The organism is Aminobacter sp. BA135, assembly GCF_050859125.1.
Classification (GTDB): domain Bacteria; phylum Pseudomonadota; class Alphaproteobacteria; order Rhizobiales; family Rhizobiaceae; genus Aminobacter; species Aminobacter ciceronei.
This window is the reverse complement of sequence record NZ_CP139572.1, coordinates 3662706-3683687: the sequence shown is the minus strand read 5'-3', so window position 1 is coordinate 3683687 and position 20982 is coordinate 3662706. Positions and strand designations below refer to the sequence as shown.

The window sequence follows — 20982 nt, the reverse complement described above, 5'->3', positions numbered from 1 at the left end:
TTCAGCTGCCGATCGTTGCCAAGAGGATGGCTTTGATCGAATGCATGCGGTTCTCCGCCTGATCGAACACGATCGAAGCCTCGGACTCGAAAACGGCATTCTCGACCTCCATGCAGTCAATGCCGTATTCGCGTTCGATATGCGCCCCGACCGCCGTCTCGGTATCGTGGAACGCTGGCAGACAATGCATGAACTTGGTGTGAGGGTTTCCTGTCGCAGCCATCAGATCGCGGGTGACCCGAAAGGGTGTCAGCAACTTGATCCGCTCGCCCCAGCCGCCTTCGTCCTCACCCAAAGAAAGCCAAACGTCGGTGTAGATGAAGTCAGCTCCCTTGACGCAGGCCTGGACGTCGTCGTCGATCCTGAACTGGCCGCCTCTTCGTTCGGCCAGCTCTTTTACGTGGGCGCAGAATTTATCGTCGGGCCACAGCTCTCGGGGAGACGCGATCCGGATATCCATACCAAGCTTGCTTGCACCTATCGCCAGCGACTGGGCAACATTATCTCTGCCTTCTCCGACGAATGCGATCGTCATGTCCGAGAGATGCTTGTGGGTGAATTCCCGGATCGTCATGAAATCGGCGAGGATTTGGGTTGGATGCGCTTCGTCAGTGAGTCCGTTGTAGACTGGGACCCCCGCATAGGCCGCCAACAACTCGACCTGGTGCTGACTATAGCCCCTGTATTCGATGGCATCGTACATGCGGCCCAGCACCCGTGCGGTGTCCTTCATCGATTCCTTGTGACCGATATGGCTTCCTGACGGCCCAATGTAGGTAACGTGCGCGCCCTGGTCATAGGCCGCGACCTCGAAGCCCGATCGGGTGCGGGTCGAATCTTTCTCAAAGATCAGGGCGATGTTCTTGCGTGTCAGCCGCGGCTTTTCGGTTCCCGCTTGCTTGGCGGCCTTCAGATCTGCGGCAAGCCGAAGCAGATATCGAATTTCCTCGCCGGAGAAATCATCAAGCGTCAGGACGTTACGCCCATGCAAATTTACGGGCATGGTGATCTCCTCTCAATTCGGATCTCGAGATATCGGGCAGGTCATGCAATGGCCTCCACCGCGGCCGCGGCTCAACTCGCTGCCTTCGATCGTTATGACCTCGATGCCTGCGCGCCGTAGCTGCGTGTTGGTGTAGACGTTGCGGTCGTAACCGATGACGACACCCGGCTCGATCGCAACGACGTTGTTGCCGTCATCCCATTGCTCTCGCTCGGCTTCGGGTGCGTCACCGCCAGTTTCAACGATGCGCAGGGTTTTCAGATTGAGCGCCTCTGTGACCACTTCCGTGAAGGGCCTGCGCTCCTCGACAACATCGACGGAATTGATGCCTTCACCTGGGCGCAGCGAAAAAGTCTGAAGCCGCCCGACCACGGCCGGGAACATTGTCGCGAGGTCGCGGTCGCACAAGGTAAAGACAGTATCGAGATGCATAAAGGACCGATCGCGCGGCATAAGCGCCGCGATCACCTGGGTAGCTTCTCCCGCCGAAAAGAGGTTTCGCGCGAGGCCGCCCACGGCTTGTGGAGTTGTTCGTTCGCCCATTCCGACAAGGACCACGCCATTGCCGATAGGCATGACATCGCCGCCCTCCAGACTCACATTTAGACCGGGCTTTTCAGGCGCAACAAAGGCCACGCCGGCGGCTCGAAAACGCTGATGGAAACGATAGACCGCTTCGACATTGACTGCCTCCGGCTTGCGCGCTGGCCAATACATCGGATTCACTGACACGGACCGATAGATCCAGCAGGAGCTGTCGCGAGTGAAAAGTTGGTTGGGCAGCGGAGGTAGTACAAAGTCTTCTGCAAGCAGTGTCTTGCCCGTCAGGCCAGTGGGGTCGAACGGCAGTTCGGCGCGAATTATTCCGCCCACAAGAAGTGATGAAAGCTGCTCTGCGGGCATGGGGTCGAGCCAGCCACGAAGCTCGCTGACCATGTCATGGCCAACCACCGAAGCGTCGACCCTGCGGTCGAGCAGCCAGTCGCGAGCTTCAGGGATTGCCATAGTCTCGGCCAACAGCTCACCGAACAGGTGCACGGTCACGCCGCGCTCGCGGAGCGAATCCACGAAAATGTCGTGCTCCTGACGTGCGCGCCGGACCCATAGCACGTCATCGAACAAAAGCGCCTTGCAGTTCCCTGGTGTGAGGCGGCGGAGGCTGAGGTCAGGGCGATGCACGATGACTTCGCGCAACCGACCGGTTTCGGAATGAACGCCGAGTTCGGCCATGGCTGATCCTTTCGGAATTGTCAGAGCGCGCTCACCGCACCCGTCCACATCTGGTACGCCGCATAGATGGCGACCCCGACCAACACGGCAGCGATCGCAGCTTCCGCAGGTCGAAAGATCCGTTGGCTGTTTTCCCGACGTGCCCAGACGTAAAAGACGATCCCTGGGGCGTAGAGAACGGCGCACATGAACAGGTACGAAAGCCCGGCGGCATAGACGAGCCACAGCCCGTAAGCCGTGGCCAACAGCCCCATAAGCATAGGCGCATTACGGTTTTCGCCGGCACCATAGCTGTCGCCTTGTATCGCCAGCTTTGCTGCGTATGCACCGGAGAAGATATAGGGGACAAGGATAGCCGTCGAAGCGATGAAGAACAAAGCTTGGTAGGTGCTCTGCGCAAACAGCGTAATGATGAGGAAGGCTTGTACCAGAATGTTGGTCACGAAGAGCGATACGGACGGAACGCCACGGTCGTTTTCATGACCGAAGAAGGCCGGCATGGTGCCGTCTTTACCCGCGATATGCGGCACCTCAGCTGCGAGCAACGTCCAGCTCAGGAATGCGCCGACCACTGAAACAACCAATGCCAGATTGATAAGTATGGCACCCCACGGACCGACCACGGCCTCTAGAACGCCTGCCATCGAGGGGTTCTTCAGTGCAGCCAGTTGCGGCTGACTGATGATGCCGAGCGACAACAGGGACACCAGTGCGTAGAGGGCAAGGCAGGCTAGGAAGCCAAAGACGGTGGCCTTGGCAATGTCCCTGCGCTTCTCGGCGCGAGCCGAGAAGACACTGGCGCCTTCGATGCCGATGAATACCCACAACGTCACCAGCATCGTGCTCTTCACCTGGTTCATGATTGAACCGAGGCTGGTATTCCCAAGCCCAGTGAAGTCGGCATTGAATACGTCCACCTTGAATGCCACGACGACGATGCCGATGAACAGGACGATGGGAGCGATCTTGGCTGCCGTCACGATCAGGTTGACGAGTGCAGCTTGCCGAACGCCAGCCATGATGAGGAAATGGATTGCCCACAGCAGGGCTGATGCGCCTACTACGGCCTGCCATGTGTTTCCATCGCCGAAGGCAGGAAAGAAGTAGGAAAGTGCACTGAATACGATCACAGCGTATGAAACATTGCCGACCCAGGCGCTGATCCAATAGCCCCAGGCGCTGTTAAAGCCGACGAACGGTCCGAACCCTGCTTTTGCATAGGCATATGGCCCGGCATCAAGTTCTGGCTTGCGGGTCGCAAGAGACTGATAGACGAACACCAATGCCAGCATGCCGATGGCGGTAATGGCCCAGCCAATCACAATGGCGAGAGGACCTGCGCCAGCGGCCATGTTTTGCGGCAGGCTGAACACCCCGGATCCGACCATCGAACCGATGACAAGGGCCGTCAATGGGCCCAGGCGCAGCTTGGTCCCGTCTGCTGTCGCGGCGGCGGAGTTAGGTGCGGAAGAGATGTCTGTGGCAGCCATGGTGCGTCTCCCAAAGTGCAGACCAATTGCTGGCAGAGTGCGCTGCAATTGGCCGTTCGGCTTTGACGCGCGTCAAATCGCTGGAGAGCAGTGTTTTGGTTTGAGGTCGGAGCGAGCGCGGGTTCAAATTGACGTGGATCAAGGCGCTTGCGCAACGCTCCGATAGTCAAACCAAAGGTAGCGTCCTCTCGGACGATCTTGTCGCAATGTGACTCGAACGTAGGCTGGACGCGGCTGCCGTCTGAAGTCGGGATGCCGACGGCAGACTCGTACCTGTTGTCGTGCAAAGCGATCGAGGGAACATGCCCGTCAACGAACCCTTGCTCAGAAAGATCTTACTGGCTATCGCCGTTTCAGGGCTCGCCGCTGGGTTTGCGACACATTTTCAGCTCGGCATGGAAAATCTGGCTGACAGCATTTGGGCCTTCGCAAGCGCCCCGGTGATCGCCGCCCTCGCACTCTCCATTGTCCAAGATCTGTGGGCTGGTCGTTTTGGTGTCGATGTCATTGCTCTTGTGTCAATGAGTGCGGCGCTTTGGCTCGGTGAGGATTTGGCCGCAATAGTTGTCGCGATCATGTACATGGGGGGCAATGTCCTTGAGGACTATGCTCGTGGTCGTGCCCAAAGTGACCTGAAGGCCTTGACTGACCGGTCACCGAGGATTGCTCATCGCCGCCGCGGCGAGGTCCTCGAGAGCATTTCAATCGAGAGCGTCTCGGTTGGAGATGAATTGATGGTTCGGGCCGGCGAGGTGCTGCCCGTCGACGGCGTGCTGCTTGATGATGACACCAGGATCGACGAGTCCGCCATCACCGGGGAGCCTTTCTTAAAGGCATGCAAGCAGGGAGATGCAGTCCGCAGCGGCACAGTGAACGCAGGAGAAATGTTTCACATGCGCGCCACTGCCGTCGCAGCGGAAAGCACCTATGCCGGCATCGTCAGAATGGTCGAGGCGGCTCAGACTGCCAAAGCGCCATTCATCCGCATGGCCGACCGATTTGCGTTGGTGTTGTTGCCCCTCACGCTGATCGTGGCAGCTGCTGCGTGGCATGTTTCAGGTGACCCGTTGCGAGCACTCGCCGTCCTGGTCGTGGCAACACCGTGTCCGCTCATTCTCGCGGCGCCGATCGCTTTCATAGCCGGAGTCTCCCGCGCGGCACGTCAGGGTGTTCTGATGAAGGGCAGCACGGCGCTGGAAGCCCTCGCAAAAGTAAGGACTGCCATCTTCGACAAGACAGGCACACTCACCCATGGCGGCGCTCAACTGATCGAGATGCAAAGTGCCCCGGGAAGAGACGAAGATGAACTTCTAAGTTTGTTGGGTTCCCTAGAACAGGCATCTCACCACGTTCTCGCCTCCGCGATCGTTGCCCTCGCTAGAAACAGGGGGCTCAGCCTGACGCGCCCTGATAGCGTTTGTGAGCATAGAGGGTCGGGGTTGATCGGAACCATTTCAGGAACCAGGGTCTCCGCTGGTTCCCGGTCCCTAATCTTGGCGGCTTCAGCGCCCCCGGCTTGGGCGGAACGGGTGGTGTCCCGATATCAGGGCCATCCGGTTCTTGTTGTGTACATGGCCGTCGAGGGCCGCCTTGCGGCGGTCTTGGTTCTTGGCGACGGCCTTCGGGCGGATGCTGTTTCGGCCGTGACCCGGCTTCGGAATGCCGGCGTGAGGCGCAGCATAATGCTGACAGGCGATGATGCAGATGCCGCCAATCGGATAGCGGCCACTCTCCCGCTGGACCTTGTCGTTGCGGACGCATCACCCGCTGACAAGGTGGCTGTTGTGAATGCCGAGAGCAGCAAGGCAGCTACGATGATGGTCGGCGACGGCATCAACGATGCTCCAGCACTAGCGATGGCCACAGTGGGTGTTGCGATGGGTGCTCGCGGAGCAACAGCCTCGTCCGAGGCTGCAGATGTGGTCGTCCTGACAGACAGCTTAGGGGCTGTGGCGACGGCGGTTGAAATCGCGAGCCGGACTACCATGATCGCAAGACAAAGCATCGTGGCTGGCATCGGGCTATCTGCATTGGCGATGATCGCCGCGGCCTTTGGCTTTCTTTCGCCTGTCTCTGGGGCGCTTCTTCAGGAGGCGATAGACGTAGCGGTCATCCTCAATGCTTTGCGGGCACTCGGCGACCATGGGAAACGCAAAATGGGATACCAATGACAAGCCGCTTCGATGGCAGGTGACCAATGGATGGTGCAATAGCACGTCTCGGACTTGCGCTGGCGATCGGGCTCCTGGTTGGCCTCGAACGTGGGTGGCAAGAACGGAACGCGCCTGATCGAAGCCGCACTGCAGGCATTCGGACATTCGGGATTTCTGGGCTTCTTGGTGGTGTTATCGCTGCCCTCAGCCAAGCCGTACAAGCGCCGGCAGTGCTGGTCGCGGGCTTCCTTGGATTTGCCGCCGTTCTGTCTTGGTACAAAGCGCGGGAGGCGGCACATGACGAGGACTTCAGTGTCACCGGGGTCGTGGCGGGCCTGGGGGTTTTCTCACTGGGGCATTGGCTGTCGTGGGCGACTACCGTGCCGCGGCAGCTGGTGGCGGCGTTTTGGCTGCGACCCTGGCAAGCCGGGAGGTTCTGCACGGGCTGCTTCGGCGACTGACTTGGATCGAGTTGCGCTCGGCACTTGTGCTAGCCGTCATGACTACAGTCGTGCTGCCACTGTTGCCCGACAAGGCGGTTGACCCATGGGGAGGTTTCAATCCTCGCGAGGTTTGGGTCTTCACCATTCTAATCGCCGGGATCTCGTACGCGGGCTATGTCGCCGTACGCATTCTCGGAGCCAGGCGTGGTTTGGTCGTCAGTTCCGTGACAGGCGCTGTCGTTTCATCGACGGCGGTCACCATAGCCTTGGCTCGCTCCGCCAGGACTTCGGGAGGCGTGCTAACATTGGTTGGAGCAGCGTGTCTTGCAGCAGCCGTCTCCATCATTCGAGTGGTCGTCGTGGTCCTTGTCCTGGAGCCGGCCGTGGCCGGGCTCGTTGCAACATCAGCCCTCGCTGCCGCTGTCGGGTTCGGCTGCGTGGGTGGCTTCTTCTTGTCAGCCTACGGTGATCAGAAGGTCGATAGCGATCTGGTGCGCAATCCGTTCGAACTCTACCCATTGCTTGCGTTTGCAGTCCTCTTTTCAATTGCGTCGGTAGCAAGTGCATGGATGGCAGGCTTGATTGGAAGCAGAGGGGTGCTTGCGGTCTCGACGCTTTCCGGCCTCTTCGATGTCGACGTTGCCGTACTGAGCGCTCTTCGCCTCGTGGCGGGGCCGACTTCCACTCAGACTGCTGCTTGGGCTGTGCTGGTAGCACTTGCGGCGAATGCGTTGGGGCGCATAGGAATGGCTGCGATTGCCGGACCTGTTCGTTTTGCCGGAGGCATGCTTCTGGCGACGCTCATAGCCATGGCGCTAGGCGCGGCTGTCTTTTTCCTTACGGGTGCCATGTCCTGGTCGTCGTCAATTTGACGCGGATCAATGCCGTCCCGCGGGATCGAGCGCTATGTCAGGGCAAATAGAGGATTGCGCTATGACCTCGTTGGCAGATTTGACACCTGGCTTTCGGAACGTGCGGCTGCTTCTGGCCCGCGAAAAGGGACATCCCATCGGGGATCGAGAGGTCGGATACGATTTGCTTGTCCCGCTCGATGCTGAAGGTCGGCTTGATGCTGCCGACTGGAAGACACACCAGGCGTTCTGCCGCGTCCGAAAGTTCGGCGACGGGAGCGAAGACCGCATTGGATTGCTGAGGCGAAAGCCGGGCGGGCAGTGGTATTTCGACTATTCTGAAGGCGACCGCGACGATGAGATCGGCTTTCGCCTGAACGACGAACGTTTCACTGTCGGCGAATACGTCTCGATCGGACGACAACAAGCCATGCATACCTACCAGGTCGCCAGGGTCGAGCGGCCGTGACATCTCAGTTGGCCGTCCCGCTGTTGTGCTAGCGGTCCCCTCTGACATCTGGAGTACCCTCGAAGGGGCGAGCCGATGAAGCCGCAGCGTGATCCCTATTGGTCGATACCGCTGGTGGAGGTCATGACCGCGTTGGGCACGAACCCAGGCGGTTTGACCACCGCGCAAGCGAACCAAAGTCGTGCGCTTCACGGAATCAACGCCATTCAAGGCCGCTCGGGGGGAGAAGCGCTCCGTCTGGTGCTTCGGCAAGTCCGCAGCCCTTTGGTGCTCATACTCATGTTTGCCGCGGCAGTGTCGTCTCTGATGGGAGAGGCGCAAGAAGCGATTATCATCTGCCTGATACTGTTGGCGAGTTGTGGCCTGGGCTTCACGCAAGAATACGGCGCGTCCAAGGCCGCATTGGCCCTGAAGCGTCAATTGCTTCGAAGAGTCAGGACCTTGCGCGATGGTATCGAGACCGACGTTGCCGTAGATGAGGTCGTCCCCGGCGATCTTCTCAAGTTATCCGCTGGGGACATGATTGCTGCCGACGGCCTCATCGTCGATGCCCGAGACTTCAACGTCAGTGAGGCGGTCCTGACTGGTGAATCCTTTCCCGTCCTGAAAACCATGGGAGTGGTCGGGGCAGAAACGCCACTGGGGCAACGGACGAATTCTGTCTTCACAGGGACATCCGTCCGCAGCGGCACGGCCACCGTACTCGCCGTCGCAACAGGAAGCGCCACAGAGTTCGCAGCCATCGCCGATGCAGTCGAGAGGCGGGTGGAGGAAAGCGGCTTTGCCAAGGGGATCCGGCGATTCGGATACCTCATGACCGAGGTGATGCTGGCGATTGTGATCGTCGTATTTGTGGTCAACCTGTTGCTCCACAGACCGTTGGCAGAATCGCTGCTCTTTTCTCTTGCACTGGCGGTCGGCCTTACCCCGGAACTGTTGCCTGCAATCATCAGCGTGACGCTCGCTCGTGGGGCCGCGGTCATGGCCAAGAATGGCGTGATCGTCCGACGGCTCGAGGCAATTGAGAACCTGGGCAGCATGGATGTCCTGTGTACCGACAAGACGGGGACATTAACCGAAGGAGCCATTCGGCTTGACCGATGGGTAGATTCGCGTGGGCGGCCATCCGATCAACTGCTTGCTTGGGCGAAACTGAACGCGTCGCTCCAGACTGGGATCAAGAATCCACTCGACGAAGCGATCGTCGATGCCGGCACTCAGGAGCAGCAGCCCTTGGACGGGCAAGAGTTCAAGCTCGACGAGATTCCCTACGACTTCGCCCGCAAGCGCCTGTCCGTTATCGTCCGCAGAGCCGAAGGCGGCTCGCTGATGATCTGCAAGGGTGCGGTCCGGACGATGCTGGATGTGTGCGGGACTGAGACAGACGGACACACGGCTGAAAAACTCTCCGATCAGCGTCGGGCCGATATCGATGAACAGGTTCGGTCGTGGAGCGAACAGGGCTTTCGCGTTATTGCCCTGGCTGTCCGTCAGTTTCTGAAGACTGAAGGTTTCACCCGCGGCGATGAAATGGATCTCACGCTCGCGGGCTTTCTACTATTCTTCGACCCTCCAAAGGAGAGCTCGGCTGACGCACTGAAGGAACTCGCCAATCGCGGCGTGTCCGTTCGAATGATCAGTGGCGATGACCGACACGTTGCCAAACATCTTGCCAAGGCTATAGGCCTAGCCCCCGACGCGATATTGACCGGCGGCGAACTGGTTCACATGACGAAGGAAGCCTTGTTCGCGCGTGTCGAAGACATCGACATTTTTGCCGAGATCGACCCCAACCAGAAGGAACGGATCGTCGAAGCATTCAAGAGACGAGGCCGGATTGTCGGCTACCTCGGGGATGGCATCAACGACGCGCCGGCACTCCACCAGGCCGATGTCGGCATCTCGGTGGATCAAGCCGTCGACGTGGCGCGCGAGGCGGCCGATATCATTCTGCTCGAACGGGACCTTGGGGTTCTCATGTTGGGGATCGACGACGGTCGAAAGACCTTTGCCAACACAATGAAGTACATCGCCATCACGACAAGCGCGAACTTCGGCAACATGATCAGCATGGCCATTGCGTCGCTTTTCCTGCCTTTTCTCCCCCTCTTGGCGAAGCAGATTCTGCTAAACAACTTTCTTTCCGATCTCCCGTCTTTGGCGATCGCAACCGACAATGTCGACATAGATGAAACCAGGCGGCCGAGGAGATGGGACATCTCCTTCATTCGCCGCTTCATGATCCGTTTCGGTTTGGTCAGTTCCCTGTTCGACGCGGCAACGTTCGCCTTCCTATTGTTTGTGGTTCACGCCGACGCTTCGGTGTTTCAGACCGGTTGGTTCACTGAATCGTTACTCACCGAACTTGCCATCGTTCTGGTCATTCGGACCCACAAGCCTGCTTGGGCAAGCCGTCCCAGTCGGATGCTTGTCTCGCTTACGATCCTCGTCGGCGCCGTTGCGGTTAGTCTGTCCTATTCACCCGTGGCCGCCTGGTTTGGGTTCGTGCCTCTACCTTTTACAACCATGGGCGGACTGCTCTACATCACCCTTGCATATGTGATGGCGACGGAGTGGTTGAAGGTCCGGTTCTTCGCGACTTCTGGCATTTCTAACACTGGCCTGCACAGTCCAACGAGGCGTGCCCTTGTTGGCGGATTGGCGAGCAGGTCGCAGTGAACGGAGTTGTCTCGATGGCTCGACGTATCCTCATCGTAATTGGTCACCCGGATCCTTCTCCCGATCGGTTTTGTCGCGTGCTTGCGAAAGCGTATGCTGCCGCGGCGGAGAGCGCGGGCCATCAGATCCGTCAGATCGATCTGGCGATCACAGACTTCCCGCTGTTGAGGACCGCCGAAGAGTTCGAGCACGGTACTGTCCCTGAACCATTGCGAGCGGCTACCGACGCGATCGTCTGGGCTGAACACTTGGTGTTCGTATTCCCGTTGTGGCTTGGCACCATGCCTGCGCTGCTCAAAGGATTCCTCGAACAGACGATGCGGCCAGGAGTGGCCTTCCAGTACCCGGAAAACAAGGGAATGCTGACAAAATCTCTTCTGCGGGGCCGATCCGCCCGGATCGTGGTGACCATGGGAATGCCGTCGATCTTCTATCGGCTATGGTTCCTCAACCACGGGATCGCCGGCATGCGCCGAGGGATCCTGAATTTCGTGGGGATCAAGCCAGTATATGAAACCTTGCTCGGGCCTGTGGGGGGAAGTCTGGAGCGGCGGAAGAAATGGATCCGGAAGATCGAAAGCCTTGGGATAGGCGCTCGATGAACTCCGCTAGGGGCCAGCCAAGTCCTCGGATGTTTCTTGGCCTGTGAGTAGACCGTCGGGATGGCCAATCTACGTCGTGCCAGTTCGGTAAAGCTGATCGTCACTCGTGGGTGCCTTATATTTCCACGTCGTGACGTTTGTGGCGACGTATCAGATTTATGACCTTCCCCCTCACTTCCTTCCTCGCGTCCTCTTTGACAAATTCCATGAGGTCGTCGACCATTTCAACGATCTTCTCATGGTCTTTTGCGTGGGGGTCCGTCAAGTAATGCCCATGCCGATACAGATTGTCCGAAAGCCTCTTGTTGATCTTGTCGAAGATGCTCATCAGTGGGTTTCCTATCCGGGAAGACATGTCGCGCATCAAGTTGCGGTCCCAAATGCTAAGGCGGTGCAAGTATCCAGGGCATGCTCGGGTGGTGGCTGATCACCGCACGTCCTGCACTTTGGCAAGCGGAGCCTCCGCGACGTAGATGAGGCCGCCGGGATTGACGATCCATTCACCCGCACGCAGGCGTAGTCCATCGAGGCATCTGTGGACATCGCGCGGGACGAGGCTATCGTAACGATAGCGCATTCCCCAAGCGTCGATGACTGTCTCATAGATTGGCCCGTCGGCTAGGTATCCGACCACTGGTCCTTCTGATCTAGTGTTGGCGAGCACGAAGTACTCGTTCGGTATCGTCCGGTGCCAGACCGGTAGGAGGAGACGAGTGCGGGCTCCAGACATGCTGGCCGCCTTGTTCGCCAGAGAATGTGGAAGGTCAGGCATCAAGCTGGAGCGCTCCTCATATGATTCGAGATGCCTTTCCCCATCACTTCATAAATGCCGCATGCCGACGGGCGTTCGAGCCTGTGATCGGCGGTTGTGGGGTCAAACCAATGCCGGGCAGAAATTGGCTAAGGCTTTAGGACTGCAGCCCCACTGAGCTTTCCCGACCTAAGGTCGTCTAGTGCGGTGTTGGCTTCTTGGAGCGGATAGGCGGTGGTGCGGGTATGAATTTTCGCCTGCTCAGCGATTGAAAAGAACTCCTGGCCATCCCCACGCGTCAGGTTCGCCACCGAAACGAGTTCGCGCTCCCCCCATAAGACTTTGTACTCCATGGCCGGGATGTCACTCATGTGTATGCCGCCACAAATAACTCGCCCGCCTTTGCGAACCAGAGTGAGCGCCCTGGGCACAAGTGTACCAACCGGTGCAAAGATGATCGCCGCGTCAAGTTCTGCCGGAGGCTGATCTCCCGAACTGCCCGCCCACGCGCAGCCAAGCTGGCGGGCCAAGCCCTGGGCGGTCACGTCTCCCGGTTTGGTGAAAGCAAAGACTTCCCGTTTTTGCCAGACCGCAACCTGGGCGATGATATGAGCGGCCGCGCCGAAACCAAAGATCCCGAGACGCTTAGCGTCTCCCGCCTTTTTCAGGCATCGCCACCCGATAAGCCCAGCACATAACAGAGGGGCCAGCGCCACCGGATCGGCAAGGGGGTCGAGCTCGAAGGCATAGTCGATGCCAACCAAGACATGGGTCGCGAAACCGCCGTCCAGTGTGTAGCCTGTGAACTCAGCTGCATCGCACAGGTTCTCGCGACCCGTGCTGCAATAGAGACAGGTGCCGCACGTTCGAGCCAGCCAAGGCACGCCGAATCGACGGCCGAGCATTGAACTGTCGACATCCGATCCGACCAGGTCAGCAATGCCGACAATCTCGTGCCCCGGGATCAACGGCAGCTTCGGATTTGGCAGGTCTCCGTCGATAACATGGAGATCGGTTCGGCATACGGCGCAGGCTTCGACACGCAGTCGGATCTGCCTGGGCCCGGGGAAAGGATCCGTCCTCTCAACAAGCCGAAGCTGTTGGCCCACATGCTCCAGCAGCATTGCCTTCATTGCAGCAGTCCCTCAATATGCCTTCAACTCACCGAAACTCGGTCGTCGACCTGGGTCACTCCGGGGATGGACCAAGCTGCGCGTTTGGCGGCGATGCGCTCTGACCATGTCCGAACGTGGCCCTCCAGCCGGGCAGTTTCATCGACTACCGAACCCTGGATTGCTTGAGCTTCGACTTCGGCGCTGCGTATCAAGGCCGACTTGATCTTCTTGCTGACATCGGCTGATTTCAGGTGCGGCTTGATTTCAATATTGTTGGAGATGCCAACCACGCCAGCCAGCCGATATATGGCATCGGTTGCGGCGGACTTCTGGTACTGCCAAATGACGCTACCAGTAATCGTCACCCAGCCACGTTGCACCGTGATCTGAACAGCGTTGTCCGGAATCGTCGTATTCCATGCCAGGGTGTTTAGAGCCCGCCTGACGATCTCGTCATCGGCGGTGGCATTGGCTCCGAAGGGCCGGACCTCGATTTCTTGAGCAATCCCCTTGACCCCCTTCACCCGTCGCGTCGCTGCTTCTGTCGCGGCCTTTTGAGCATAGGTCGAGACGTGTCCAGTCAAGGTGACAACACCGTGATCGACTGCCACGCCGATGTGGGCAGCATCGATGCTGGGCTCGAAATCGAGTGCGTCCAGGACATCCTGCTTGAGAGCGTCGTCAGACATGCTTCGAACTCCGTCGGCAGCAGAAGCGTCCAGTCTCTCGCAGAAAGCCAGGGCTGCATTGACCTGTGTCAAACGGATTGCGCCCGCGGCCCCACTCTCTCAGCCTGCACGCGATCCCGATAGCACTGCAAGATCTATGGATGTACAAGGGTGGAATGCTGACCCGCATTTAGGCGGCGTTAGGTCAGGGAACATCAGGAAGCGGGTATGGCAGCAGACGCCATCTCTAAGTTCCGCAAGGTAACGTTTCCCTTTGTTTACAAAAGGGGAAAAGCATACCTTTTTGCCTGTTCAGTCGTGGCATTCGCATTCTTGGCACGTATTCTCCTCCATGGCTTTCTGGCTGACAGCGCCACTTTCATACTCTTCGTCCCGGCAATTCTCATGGCGGCGATGATGGGCGGCGCGGGCCCCGGGTTGGTTTCCGTCGTCCTGTCCGTTATTGCCGCTTTCTACATTGGCGGGCTCAAGCTGGAGGGCAACACTGGTGTCGGTCCACTGCTGGTTTTCGCCCTCGTAGGTTTCGCGCTGGCGGCAATGGGTGAACTGTTGCATCGGGCCTGGACCGTTAATGAGGAAACGAAGCACAGGCTCGTTGAGCGCGAGGCCCATCTCAAGTCGATACTGGACACTGTCCTCGACGCTTCGGTTGTCATCGAAAGAGATGGAACCATCGTTTCCTTCAACACGGCAGCAGTCAGGCAGTTCGGCTACCTGGAAGAGGAAGTCAGGGGCAAAAATGTTAGAATCCTCATGCCGGAGCCGTATCGAAGCGGTCACGATGGTTTCATCCGCAGGTACCTGACCACTGGCGAGAAGCGCATCATTGGGGTCGACCGGGTGGTGGTCGGCCGCAGAAAGGATGGCTCCACGTTTCCGATGACGCTAGCGGTGGGCGAGATGAAGTCCGGCGACAAAATCTATTTCACCGGGTTCATCCGAGATTTGACCGAGCGAGAGGAATCCGCAGCACGCCTCCAGGAGATCCAAGGCGAACTTGCCAGGCTTTCCCGCCTCAACGAGCTGGGCGAAATGGCTTCCACGCTTGCGCACGAACTCAATCAGCCGCTGTCGACAATTGCAAACTACACGCAAGGGTCAATCCGCATGCTGCGCGAACGCCCAGAGCAAGCGGCTTCCCAGCTTCCAGAGGCGTTGCAAGAGATTGCGACGCAATCGCTACGAGCGGGAGAGATCATTCGCCATCTGCGCGAATTCGTGATGCGCGGGGAGACCGAGAAAGCGCCCGAGGACATTCATAGGCTTGTCGAAGAGGCAGGCGCTCTGGCCCTGATGGGGTCAAGAGAGCGAGGCGTTCGCTCAGTCTTTGATTTCGGGCCCGGAGCAGGGATGGTGATGGTTGACAGAGTGCAGATCCAGCAGGTGCTGACAAATCTCATGCGCAACGGCATTGAAGCCATGCGCGATAGCGACACACGGCTGCTCACCGTGCGGACAGCTTCTGGGAACCCCGGGGAAGTGGCCGTCGAAGTTTCCGACACTGGGCCTGGCATCCCCGATGAAATCGCTGCACGCCTTTTCCAGCCCTTCGTCACCACCAAGGCAAGCGGCATGGGCATTGGCCTCTCCATTGCCAAACGCATCGTTGAGGCCCACGGTGGCGAGCTGAGCATGCGGATGAACGCCCATGGCGGGGTTACTTTCCGCTTCACCTTGCCTGCTTTTGGACAGGAGACGATCGATGGACAAGGGTGAGAGCGTCGTCCACATCGTCGACGACGAGGAACCGGTCAGAAGGTCTCTGGCATTCCTGCTTACCATGTCCGGATACACTGTGCGCCAGCACGAGTCTGCCTTGGCGTTCCTGTCTGCGGCACCAACCATCCGCAATGGCTGCCTGGTGACGGACCTTCGCATGCCTGACGTAGATGGGATCGAATTGCTTCAGCGGCTCCGCCAGCTATCCAGCGCCATTCCCGCGATCGTCATCACGGGACATGGCGACGTTCCACTTGCCGTAGAAGCCATGAAAGCAGGAGCTTTCGATTTCATCGAAAAGCCGTTCAAGGACGATGTCCTGATCTCGGCCGTAGACCGGGCCATCGCCAGCCTCGGAAGGCAGGCCGTTCACGAGGACATATCTGCCATTCGTTCACGCGTGGCGCTGTTGAGCGAACGCGAGCGCGAGGTCTTCGCCGCCGTTGTTGCGGGCCTCCCCAACAAAACGATCGCCTACGATCTCGATATCAGTCCTCGAACCGTCGAGGTTCACCGGGCAAGCGTGATGTCCAAAATGGAAGCGCGAAGCCTTCCCGAACTGGTGAGAATGGCCATCGATGCGGGACTTGGTGCCAGGCAGCATTAACAGCCCCCAAACCATCACGTGACTACGTATTGTCCCCTAGTGACATAACCGAATTTCTCCGCAGCGGCTTATGCGCGATGAATCTCCCGGTTACCGCGGGAGAGAGCAATGCATTCTCAGGGCAAGGTCGACAATACCACGGGGTCCAATTGGGACGCGCTGTTAGGCCAGATGCCTCTTCCGGCATTCGGAGTTCCAATGCCCGCGTCATTCCATCCGGCTGGCTCCGAGATTTTCTCCCCAGGCAGCGACGCGAACTGCTTCTATGTGGTGAAGTTCGGTTGCGTCAGGGTCTATAGGCTGCTGGCTGATGGCCGCAGGCAAATCTCTGCATTTCACCTGCCCGGCGAAGTGTTCGGATTTGAGGCAGATAGTCGCCATCATTTCTTCGCCGAGGCGGTCGGTGCCACCTCGACGCTTTCCATGAGAGTGTCGGCAACCGCTGATTTGTCGGCAACGCTGCTGCCTCTGGCGTTGCGCGGCCTGGTGCGCGCCCAGGAGCATCTCCTCGTTCTCGGCCGTCAGAATGCCCCTGAGCGAGTTGCCGCCTTTTTGCTGGACATGTTCGAGCGTCAGGGTGGGCTCGAGCGCTTTGAACTGCCGATGTCACGGACAGACATTGCCGATTATCTAGGCCTGTCGCTTGAAACCGTGTCACGTGTCTTCACCCGACTGCGCGGACAAGGCATCATGCGGCTGGTGTCCTTGAGAACGGTTGAAATCGTTAAAATGCAGGCGCTATCGGTTATGTGCGAATAGATGGCTGGGCATTGTCCCAGTCACTGGCCCGAGCATCTTTCCGCAGAGGCTGCGCTCGCAATTGCCTGGCGAAGTAAATCCAACAATGGTCGCTGTCCGGCGACGAGCTTGTTGCTCGCGTCGGCCAACGAGAACCACTCAATTCGGTCCACCTCCGGGAAGAGCTTGTCTTGGCCGCTGTGGGGCGGCCACTCCATGGCAAACAGGTTGCTTCTGAAATCGGTCATATCGATGTCGGCTTCCACGGCAAAGGCGGTGACCAGCTTCCCACTATGCTGGCGGACGGTTCCGAGCGGAATGAGCTTGGCCGTCACTTCGATGCCTGTCTCTTCCTGGAACTCTCGCCTGGCCGCTGCCTCCGATTCCTCGTCGTCGGCATGCTCGCCTTTGGGCATGGACCAGGCGCCAAGATCGCGTTTGCTCCAGAACGGCCCGCCCGGATGGGCAAGCAGGACCTCCACGAACCCTTGCGTTCGCCTGAACGCTAGTATGCCTGCGCTCTTCCTTGCCATGACAAGCCTGCACCCCGCTTCCGGATGGGTTCAAAATAGCAGGCCGAAAATTGACCCCAGTCAAGGATCGCAAAATGAAACTCTGGCAAACTTGTGTTTAGGTTGGCGGACCATGCCAAAACGGGAACCTTCGCGGAGCGTCAAGAAATGGTGCCACGTCTACGTTTCCATGGCGCTGCCCATGCGGTGACTGGCTCTTGCTATGAGCTTGAAGTCGGGGACCAGAGGATTCTGATCGACTGTGGTCTCTTCCAAGGATCGAAATCTGAACGGGAGCTCAATTACGGAGACTTTCCATTCGATCCGCGCAGGATTGACGCGGTCGTGCTGACCCATGCCCACATCGATCACAGTGGGTTGCTTCCCAAGCTGATGAAGCATGGGTTCTCCGGCCCCATACATGCCACCCGAGCCACGATCGATCTCTGCTCGGTCATGCTGCCTGATTGCGCTCACATCCAGGAAATGGAAGTTGAGCACCTCAATCGCCGCAACGCCCAACGGGGTCGTATGGCGGTAGCCGCCATATACACGGCGGAAGACGCGGCAAAGTGCATGACGCTCTTCCATGCCAGGCAATATAGAGAATGGTTCGAAGTCGTAGCTGGTGTGCGGGTCAGGTTCTGGAACGCCGGGCATCTGTTGGGGTCCGCTTCAGTCGAAATTGAGATCAATTTTTCGGACAAGCCGCTCAGACTATTGTTTTCCGGAGATGTCGGTCCGGCCCACAAACTTCTGCAGCCGGATCCGGAAGCGCCGACGGATGTCGACTATCTGATTTGCGAATCGACCTACGGAGACCGGGAGCGAGGAGAAATCACCCCGCAGCGACGTAGGTCCCTGCTCTTGCAAGAAGTGCAAGGCGCGCTCGCCGCAAGCGGTCCGCTTATCATCCCATCGTTTGCCGTCGAACGAACGCAGGAGTTGCTTGTCGACCTGTTCTGGTTGATGCGCGAAGGGCAGATTCCCAAGGCTGATGTCTTCGTGGATTCGCCGCTAGCCACTCGCGCCAGCACAATCTTCGAGCGACATGCCGACGAAATCCAGGAAGGCGATGTGCTCAGGCAGGCTCTCAGTTCTCGCGAAATTCGCTTCACGGAAACGGTTGAGCAAAGCAAGGCGATCAATCGCCTTAGCGGGTTCTACGTCGTGATCGCAGCAAGCGGCATGTGCGATGCAGGTCGCATCCGACACCATCTGAAGGCGAATCTGTGGCGGAGGAACGCAACGGTGATGCTTGCCGGATTTCAGGCCCAGGGAACGCTAGGACGCATTCTCCTCGACGGGGCCGAACGGGTACGAATTCAGGGAGAGGAGTTTCAAGTCAAGGCTCGGATCAGACTGCTCGACCTGTATTCGGGCCACGCCGATGCCAGCGAGCTCGAGGATTGGGTAAGGGCGCGACTGCCTATCCATGAAGGGGTATTCCTGACCCATGGCGAAGAAACTGGCCTGTCCGGACTGAAGGCACGCTTGGCGGCATTCATCTCTCCGGAACGTATCATTGCACCGCAACTCGACGAAGCCTTCGATCTCGGTAGGGGCGGCGCGCAAAGGGTTGATTTCAACGAACCGAAGCGTCTGTTGCCGGGCAAGGTCGCCCGCCTTGATTGGCACAACGAGTTATCGGAATTGCTGCTCGATGTAAGCCAGGCCGTCAGTCAGCAGGCGGACGAACGCGGACGGTCTGCTGTCATTCGTCGGTTGCGCCGAGCCCTCATCACTGAGGGCCGACCTTGAGCTATGCCGAACAGTTCTCTCGGCATGCCGCCCAGGAGCGGAGCGAGAAAGCCGCGAATAACCTTCACGCAGGGATACCGTCGAGCTTATCGGGGAGCTTGCGGACCTTGTCCGGCATGGTGGTTCCTTTCTGTGTGAGATTGGCCGCTCAGGCCCGATAGCAGAACGTGTCCAGGATGCTGCCGGCGCCAACCATCGACGCGCCAAGCGCTTTTCTGCGTATTGTATCGAACATAGTGACCAACTTTGAGATGGTTCCGCACGTGGCGGGAGTCAATTCGACGATGGGGGACATCGGTCAAGGCGAGAGGTGATGTCACGGCTTACCCCGGATCTGACCTTGAACAGGTGCTCGCGGCATGACTTGGGTTGTCCGGGTGGTTAAGGCCCTGTTTGGGGGCAAGGGTCTGCATCGCGTCGTATTGCGACAGAAACACCTGCCCCGTCAGCGCATCGAGGAAATGGGATTTTTTCAACCGGTCCATCACCGGGCCTTTCACTTCCGACAGGTGCATCTTCACTTCCATCATCCTCAGGCGATGGTTGATCGCCTCCAGGCTTTCCAGTGCGCTGAGATCGATCTCGTTGATGGCAGAGCACATCACCACCACGTTTCTGATCGGGCAATCGGAGGCGACGCGATCGGCGACGTAATCCTCGAGAAAACGAGCGTTGGCGAAGTAGAGGCTCTCGTCGATGCGGATGGTGAGAAGGGTAGGGTCGGTGAGGACGGTGTGGCGTCGGATATTGCGGAAATGCTGGGTGCCTGGAACTAGGCCAACCTCTGCAATATGTGGACGCGAGGATCTGTAGAGATGTAGTGCGATGGATAGCACCACTCCCGTTGATACGCCGGTCTCTACGCCCATCGCGAGCGTCAGAGCGATGGTCGAGGCCACGGCGACGAAATCTGCCTTCGAGTAGGTCCAACTGCGCTTCAAGATCGAGAAATCGACCAACGAAAGCACCGCCACGATGATCGTCGCGGCCAAGGCGGCCGTGGGGAGGAAGTATATCAGCGGGGTTAGCGCTATGGCCGCGACGGCCAACCCTATTGCGGTAAAGGCGCCGGCGGCAGGGGTCTCGGCCCCTGCATCAAAATTTACCACCGATCGAGCGAAGCCACCCGTCACCGGGTATCCTCCCGTGAAAGCCGCCCCGATGTTGGCGGCGCCCAGTCCGATCAGTTCCTGGTCGGGGTCTATCCGCTGTCGTTTCTTGGCGGCGAGCGTCTGCGCGACCGAGACGGATTCCACGAACCCGATGACCGAAATCAACAATGCGGGAAGCAGCAGAAGCCCGATCAGATTGGTGGAAAATGAGGGCAGCGTTAGCGGCGGCAGGCCCTGTGGCACGTCACCAACGATTTGCACTCCCTTTGCATCCAGTTCGAGGCCCCAGACTGCGACCGTCGTCACGGCCACGGCAAGCACAGGACCGGCCTTGGTCACCATATCCGCCAGGCGCGGGCCAAGGCCGAGTTGGCGCAGCGTCGGTTTCAAACCCTTGCGGACCCAGAACAGAAACCCGGTGGCACCGATCCCGATCACCAGGGTGATCCAGTTGGTTGCAATGAGGTTGTCGGCCAGTGATACGACCATTGCAGGCAGAGTGTCGCCACCTGCTCTTACGCCCAGAATATGTTTGATCTGGCTGGTCGCAATGAGGATGCCGGATGCTGTGATAAAGCCCGCGATGACGGGATGTGACAGGAAGTTGGCGAGAAATCCCAGCTTAAAGAGCCCCATCGCGAGCAGGATTACTCCAGACAATCCTGCAAGGGTGAGGGCGGCCACGGCATAGCCCATGGTCCCCTGTTCGACGATGTTGCCGATGGCAGCGGCCGTCATCAGTGACACCACCGCCACTGGTCCCACGGCCAACGCCCTGCTGGTACCGAAGATCGCGTAAAGGATGACAGGCGCGATCGAGGCATAGAGCCCGGCTTCCGGCGGCAATCCCGCCAGAAGCGCATAGGCCAGCGACTGAGGGATCAGCATGATCGTCACGATTACCGCCGCCAGCAAGTCGCCCGTCAGGGCGTGACGATCATAGGTCCGGCCCCATTGCAGGATCGGAAGATAGCGGGCGAGCGATATGGCAGACATGGGACGAGACTTTTCTGGGTTCTTCATGGTCCAAGAGAGGCGGCTTCAATGCGTCTGCAGAA

The 20982-nt window shown here is 58.8% G+C and carries 18 protein-coding genes; 10 read left to right on the top strand and 8 right to left on the bottom strand.

Annotated elements, in window-relative coordinates; translation table 11 throughout:
• Position 1: 1 nt before the first annotated feature.
• From argF to arcD, 3 genes are read right to left on the bottom strand one after another with little or no spacing between them, the layout of a single operon-like run.
• Complete coding sequence (argF, locus tag SLT36_RS17935) at positions 2-1003, bottom strand: ornithine carbamoyltransferase (protein ID WP_432283761.1); 1002 nt, start codon at positions 1001-1003, stop codon at positions 2-4.
• A gap of 12 nt (positions 1004-1015) precedes the next feature.
• On the bottom strand, positions 1016-2233 hold the full coding sequence (locus SLT36_RS17930; protein WP_432283760.1) for an arginine deiminase: 1218 nt from the start codon (positions 2231-2233) through the stop codon (positions 1016-1018).
• A 20-nt stretch (positions 2234-2253) separates the two neighbouring features.
• On the bottom strand, positions 2254-3723 hold the full coding sequence (arcD, locus tag SLT36_RS17925; RefSeq protein ID WP_432283759.1) for an arginine-ornithine antiporter: 1470 nt from the start codon (positions 3721-3723) through the stop codon (positions 2254-2256).
• Positions 3724-4025: 302 nt separating this feature from the next.
• Here arcD and SLT36_RS17920 point away from each other — a divergent pair, with 302 nt between their 5' ends.
• The 6 genes from SLT36_RS17920 (at position 4026) to SLT36_RS17895 (ending at position 10920) form a co-directional block, all read left to right on the top strand.
• Complete coding sequence (locus tag SLT36_RS17920; protein WP_432283758.1) at positions 4026-5894, top strand: heavy metal translocating P-type ATPase; 1869 nt, start codon at positions 4026-4028, stop codon at positions 5892-5894.
• A 26-nt stretch (positions 5895-5920) separates the two neighbouring features.
• Positions 5921-6337, top strand: a complete 417-nt coding sequence (locus SLT36_RS17915; protein WP_432283757.1) for an MgtC/SapB family protein — start codon at positions 5921-5923, stop codon at positions 6335-6337.
• Positions 6244-7191, top strand: a complete 948-nt coding sequence (locus SLT36_RS17910) for an MgtC/SapB family protein (RefSeq protein ID WP_432283756.1) — start codon at positions 6244-6246, stop codon at positions 7189-7191. The genes SLT36_RS17915 and SLT36_RS17910 overlap by 94 nt, the downstream gene beginning before the upstream one ends.
• 61 nt (positions 7192-7252) lie before the next feature.
• Positions 7253-7639 (top strand): hypothetical protein, encoded by a 387-nt coding sequence (locus SLT36_RS17905; protein WP_432283755.1) that lies wholly within the window; start codon positions 7253-7255, stop codon positions 7637-7639.
• 75 nt (positions 7640-7714) lie between these two features.
• Positions 7715-10318: a magnesium-translocating P-type ATPase gene (gene mgtA, locus SLT36_RS17900; protein WP_432283754.1), complete on the top strand. Its 2604-nt coding sequence runs from the start codon at positions 7715-7717 to the stop codon at positions 10316-10318.
• A gap of 14 nt (positions 10319-10332) precedes the next feature.
• Positions 10333-10920, top strand: coding sequence for an NAD(P)H-dependent oxidoreductase (locus tag SLT36_RS17895; protein ID WP_432283753.1), 588 nt, complete (start codon positions 10333-10335; stop codon positions 10918-10920).
• Between the two features lie 115 nt (positions 10921-11035).
• Here SLT36_RS17895 and SLT36_RS17890 read toward each other — a convergent pair whose 3' ends face one another.
• The 3 genes from SLT36_RS17890 to SLT36_RS17880 all read right to left on the bottom strand — a co-directional run bounded on the left by SLT36_RS17890 (position 11036) and on the right by SLT36_RS17880 (position 13475).
• Positions 11036-11248, bottom strand: coding sequence for a hypothetical protein (locus SLT36_RS17890; protein ID WP_432283752.1), 213 nt, complete (start codon positions 11246-11248; stop codon positions 11036-11038).
• A gap of 572 nt (positions 11249-11820) precedes the next feature.
• Positions 11821-12804, bottom strand: a complete 984-nt coding sequence (locus SLT36_RS17885; protein ID WP_432283751.1) for a zinc-dependent alcohol dehydrogenase family protein — start codon at positions 12802-12804, stop codon at positions 11821-11823.
• Positions 12805-12827: 23 nt separating this feature from the next.
• Positions 12828-13475, bottom strand: a complete 648-nt coding sequence (locus SLT36_RS17880; RefSeq protein ID WP_432283750.1) for a BON domain-containing protein — start codon at positions 13473-13475, stop codon at positions 12828-12830.
• A 207-nt stretch (positions 13476-13682) separates the two neighbouring features.
• Here SLT36_RS17880 and SLT36_RS17875 point away from each other — a divergent pair, with 207 nt between their 5' ends.
• The 3 genes from SLT36_RS17875 to SLT36_RS17865 all read left to right on the top strand — a co-directional run bounded on the left by SLT36_RS17875 (position 13683) and on the right by SLT36_RS17865 (position 16560).
• Entirely contained in the window at positions 13683-15191 is a 1509-nt protein-coding gene (locus tag SLT36_RS17875) for a PAS domain S-box protein (protein ID WP_432283749.1), read from the top strand.
• Positions 15178-15801 carry a response regulator FixJ gene (gene fixJ / locus SLT36_RS17870; RefSeq protein WP_432283748.1) on the top strand — a complete coding sequence of 208 codons (624 nt, stop codon included), beginning with the start codon at positions 15178-15180 and terminating at the stop codon, positions 15799-15801. Before SLT36_RS17875 ends, fixJ begins: the two co-directional genes overlap by 14 nt.
• A 198-nt stretch (positions 15802-15999) precedes the next feature.
• Positions 16000-16560, top strand: a complete 561-nt coding sequence (locus SLT36_RS17865) for a helix-turn-helix domain-containing protein (RefSeq protein ID WP_083948563.1) — start codon at positions 16000-16002, stop codon at positions 16558-16560.
• Between the two features lie 20 nt (positions 16561-16580).
• Here the strand turns inward: SLT36_RS17865 and SLT36_RS17860 are convergent, their stop codons facing one another.
• The gene (locus SLT36_RS17860; protein WP_432283747.1) at positions 16581-17072 is read right to left on the bottom strand and encodes an NUDIX domain-containing protein; all 492 of its coding nucleotides are present in this window, start codon (positions 17070-17072) and stop codon (positions 16581-16583) included.
• Between the two features lie 147 nt (positions 17073-17219).
• Between SLT36_RS17860 and SLT36_RS17855 the strand changes: the two genes are divergently transcribed.
• On the top strand, positions 17220-18812 hold the full coding sequence (locus tag SLT36_RS17855; RefSeq protein ID WP_432283746.1) for an MBL fold metallo-hydrolase: 1593 nt from the start codon (positions 17220-17222) through the stop codon (positions 18810-18812).
• 323 nt (positions 18813-19135) lie between these two features.
• Here SLT36_RS17855 and SLT36_RS17850 read toward each other — a convergent pair whose 3' ends face one another.
• Positions 19136-20920, bottom strand: coding sequence for a SulP family inorganic anion transporter (locus SLT36_RS17850; RefSeq protein WP_432283744.1), 1785 nt, complete (start codon positions 20918-20920; stop codon positions 19136-19138).
• Between the last annotated feature and the right edge of the window lie 62 nt (positions 20921-20982).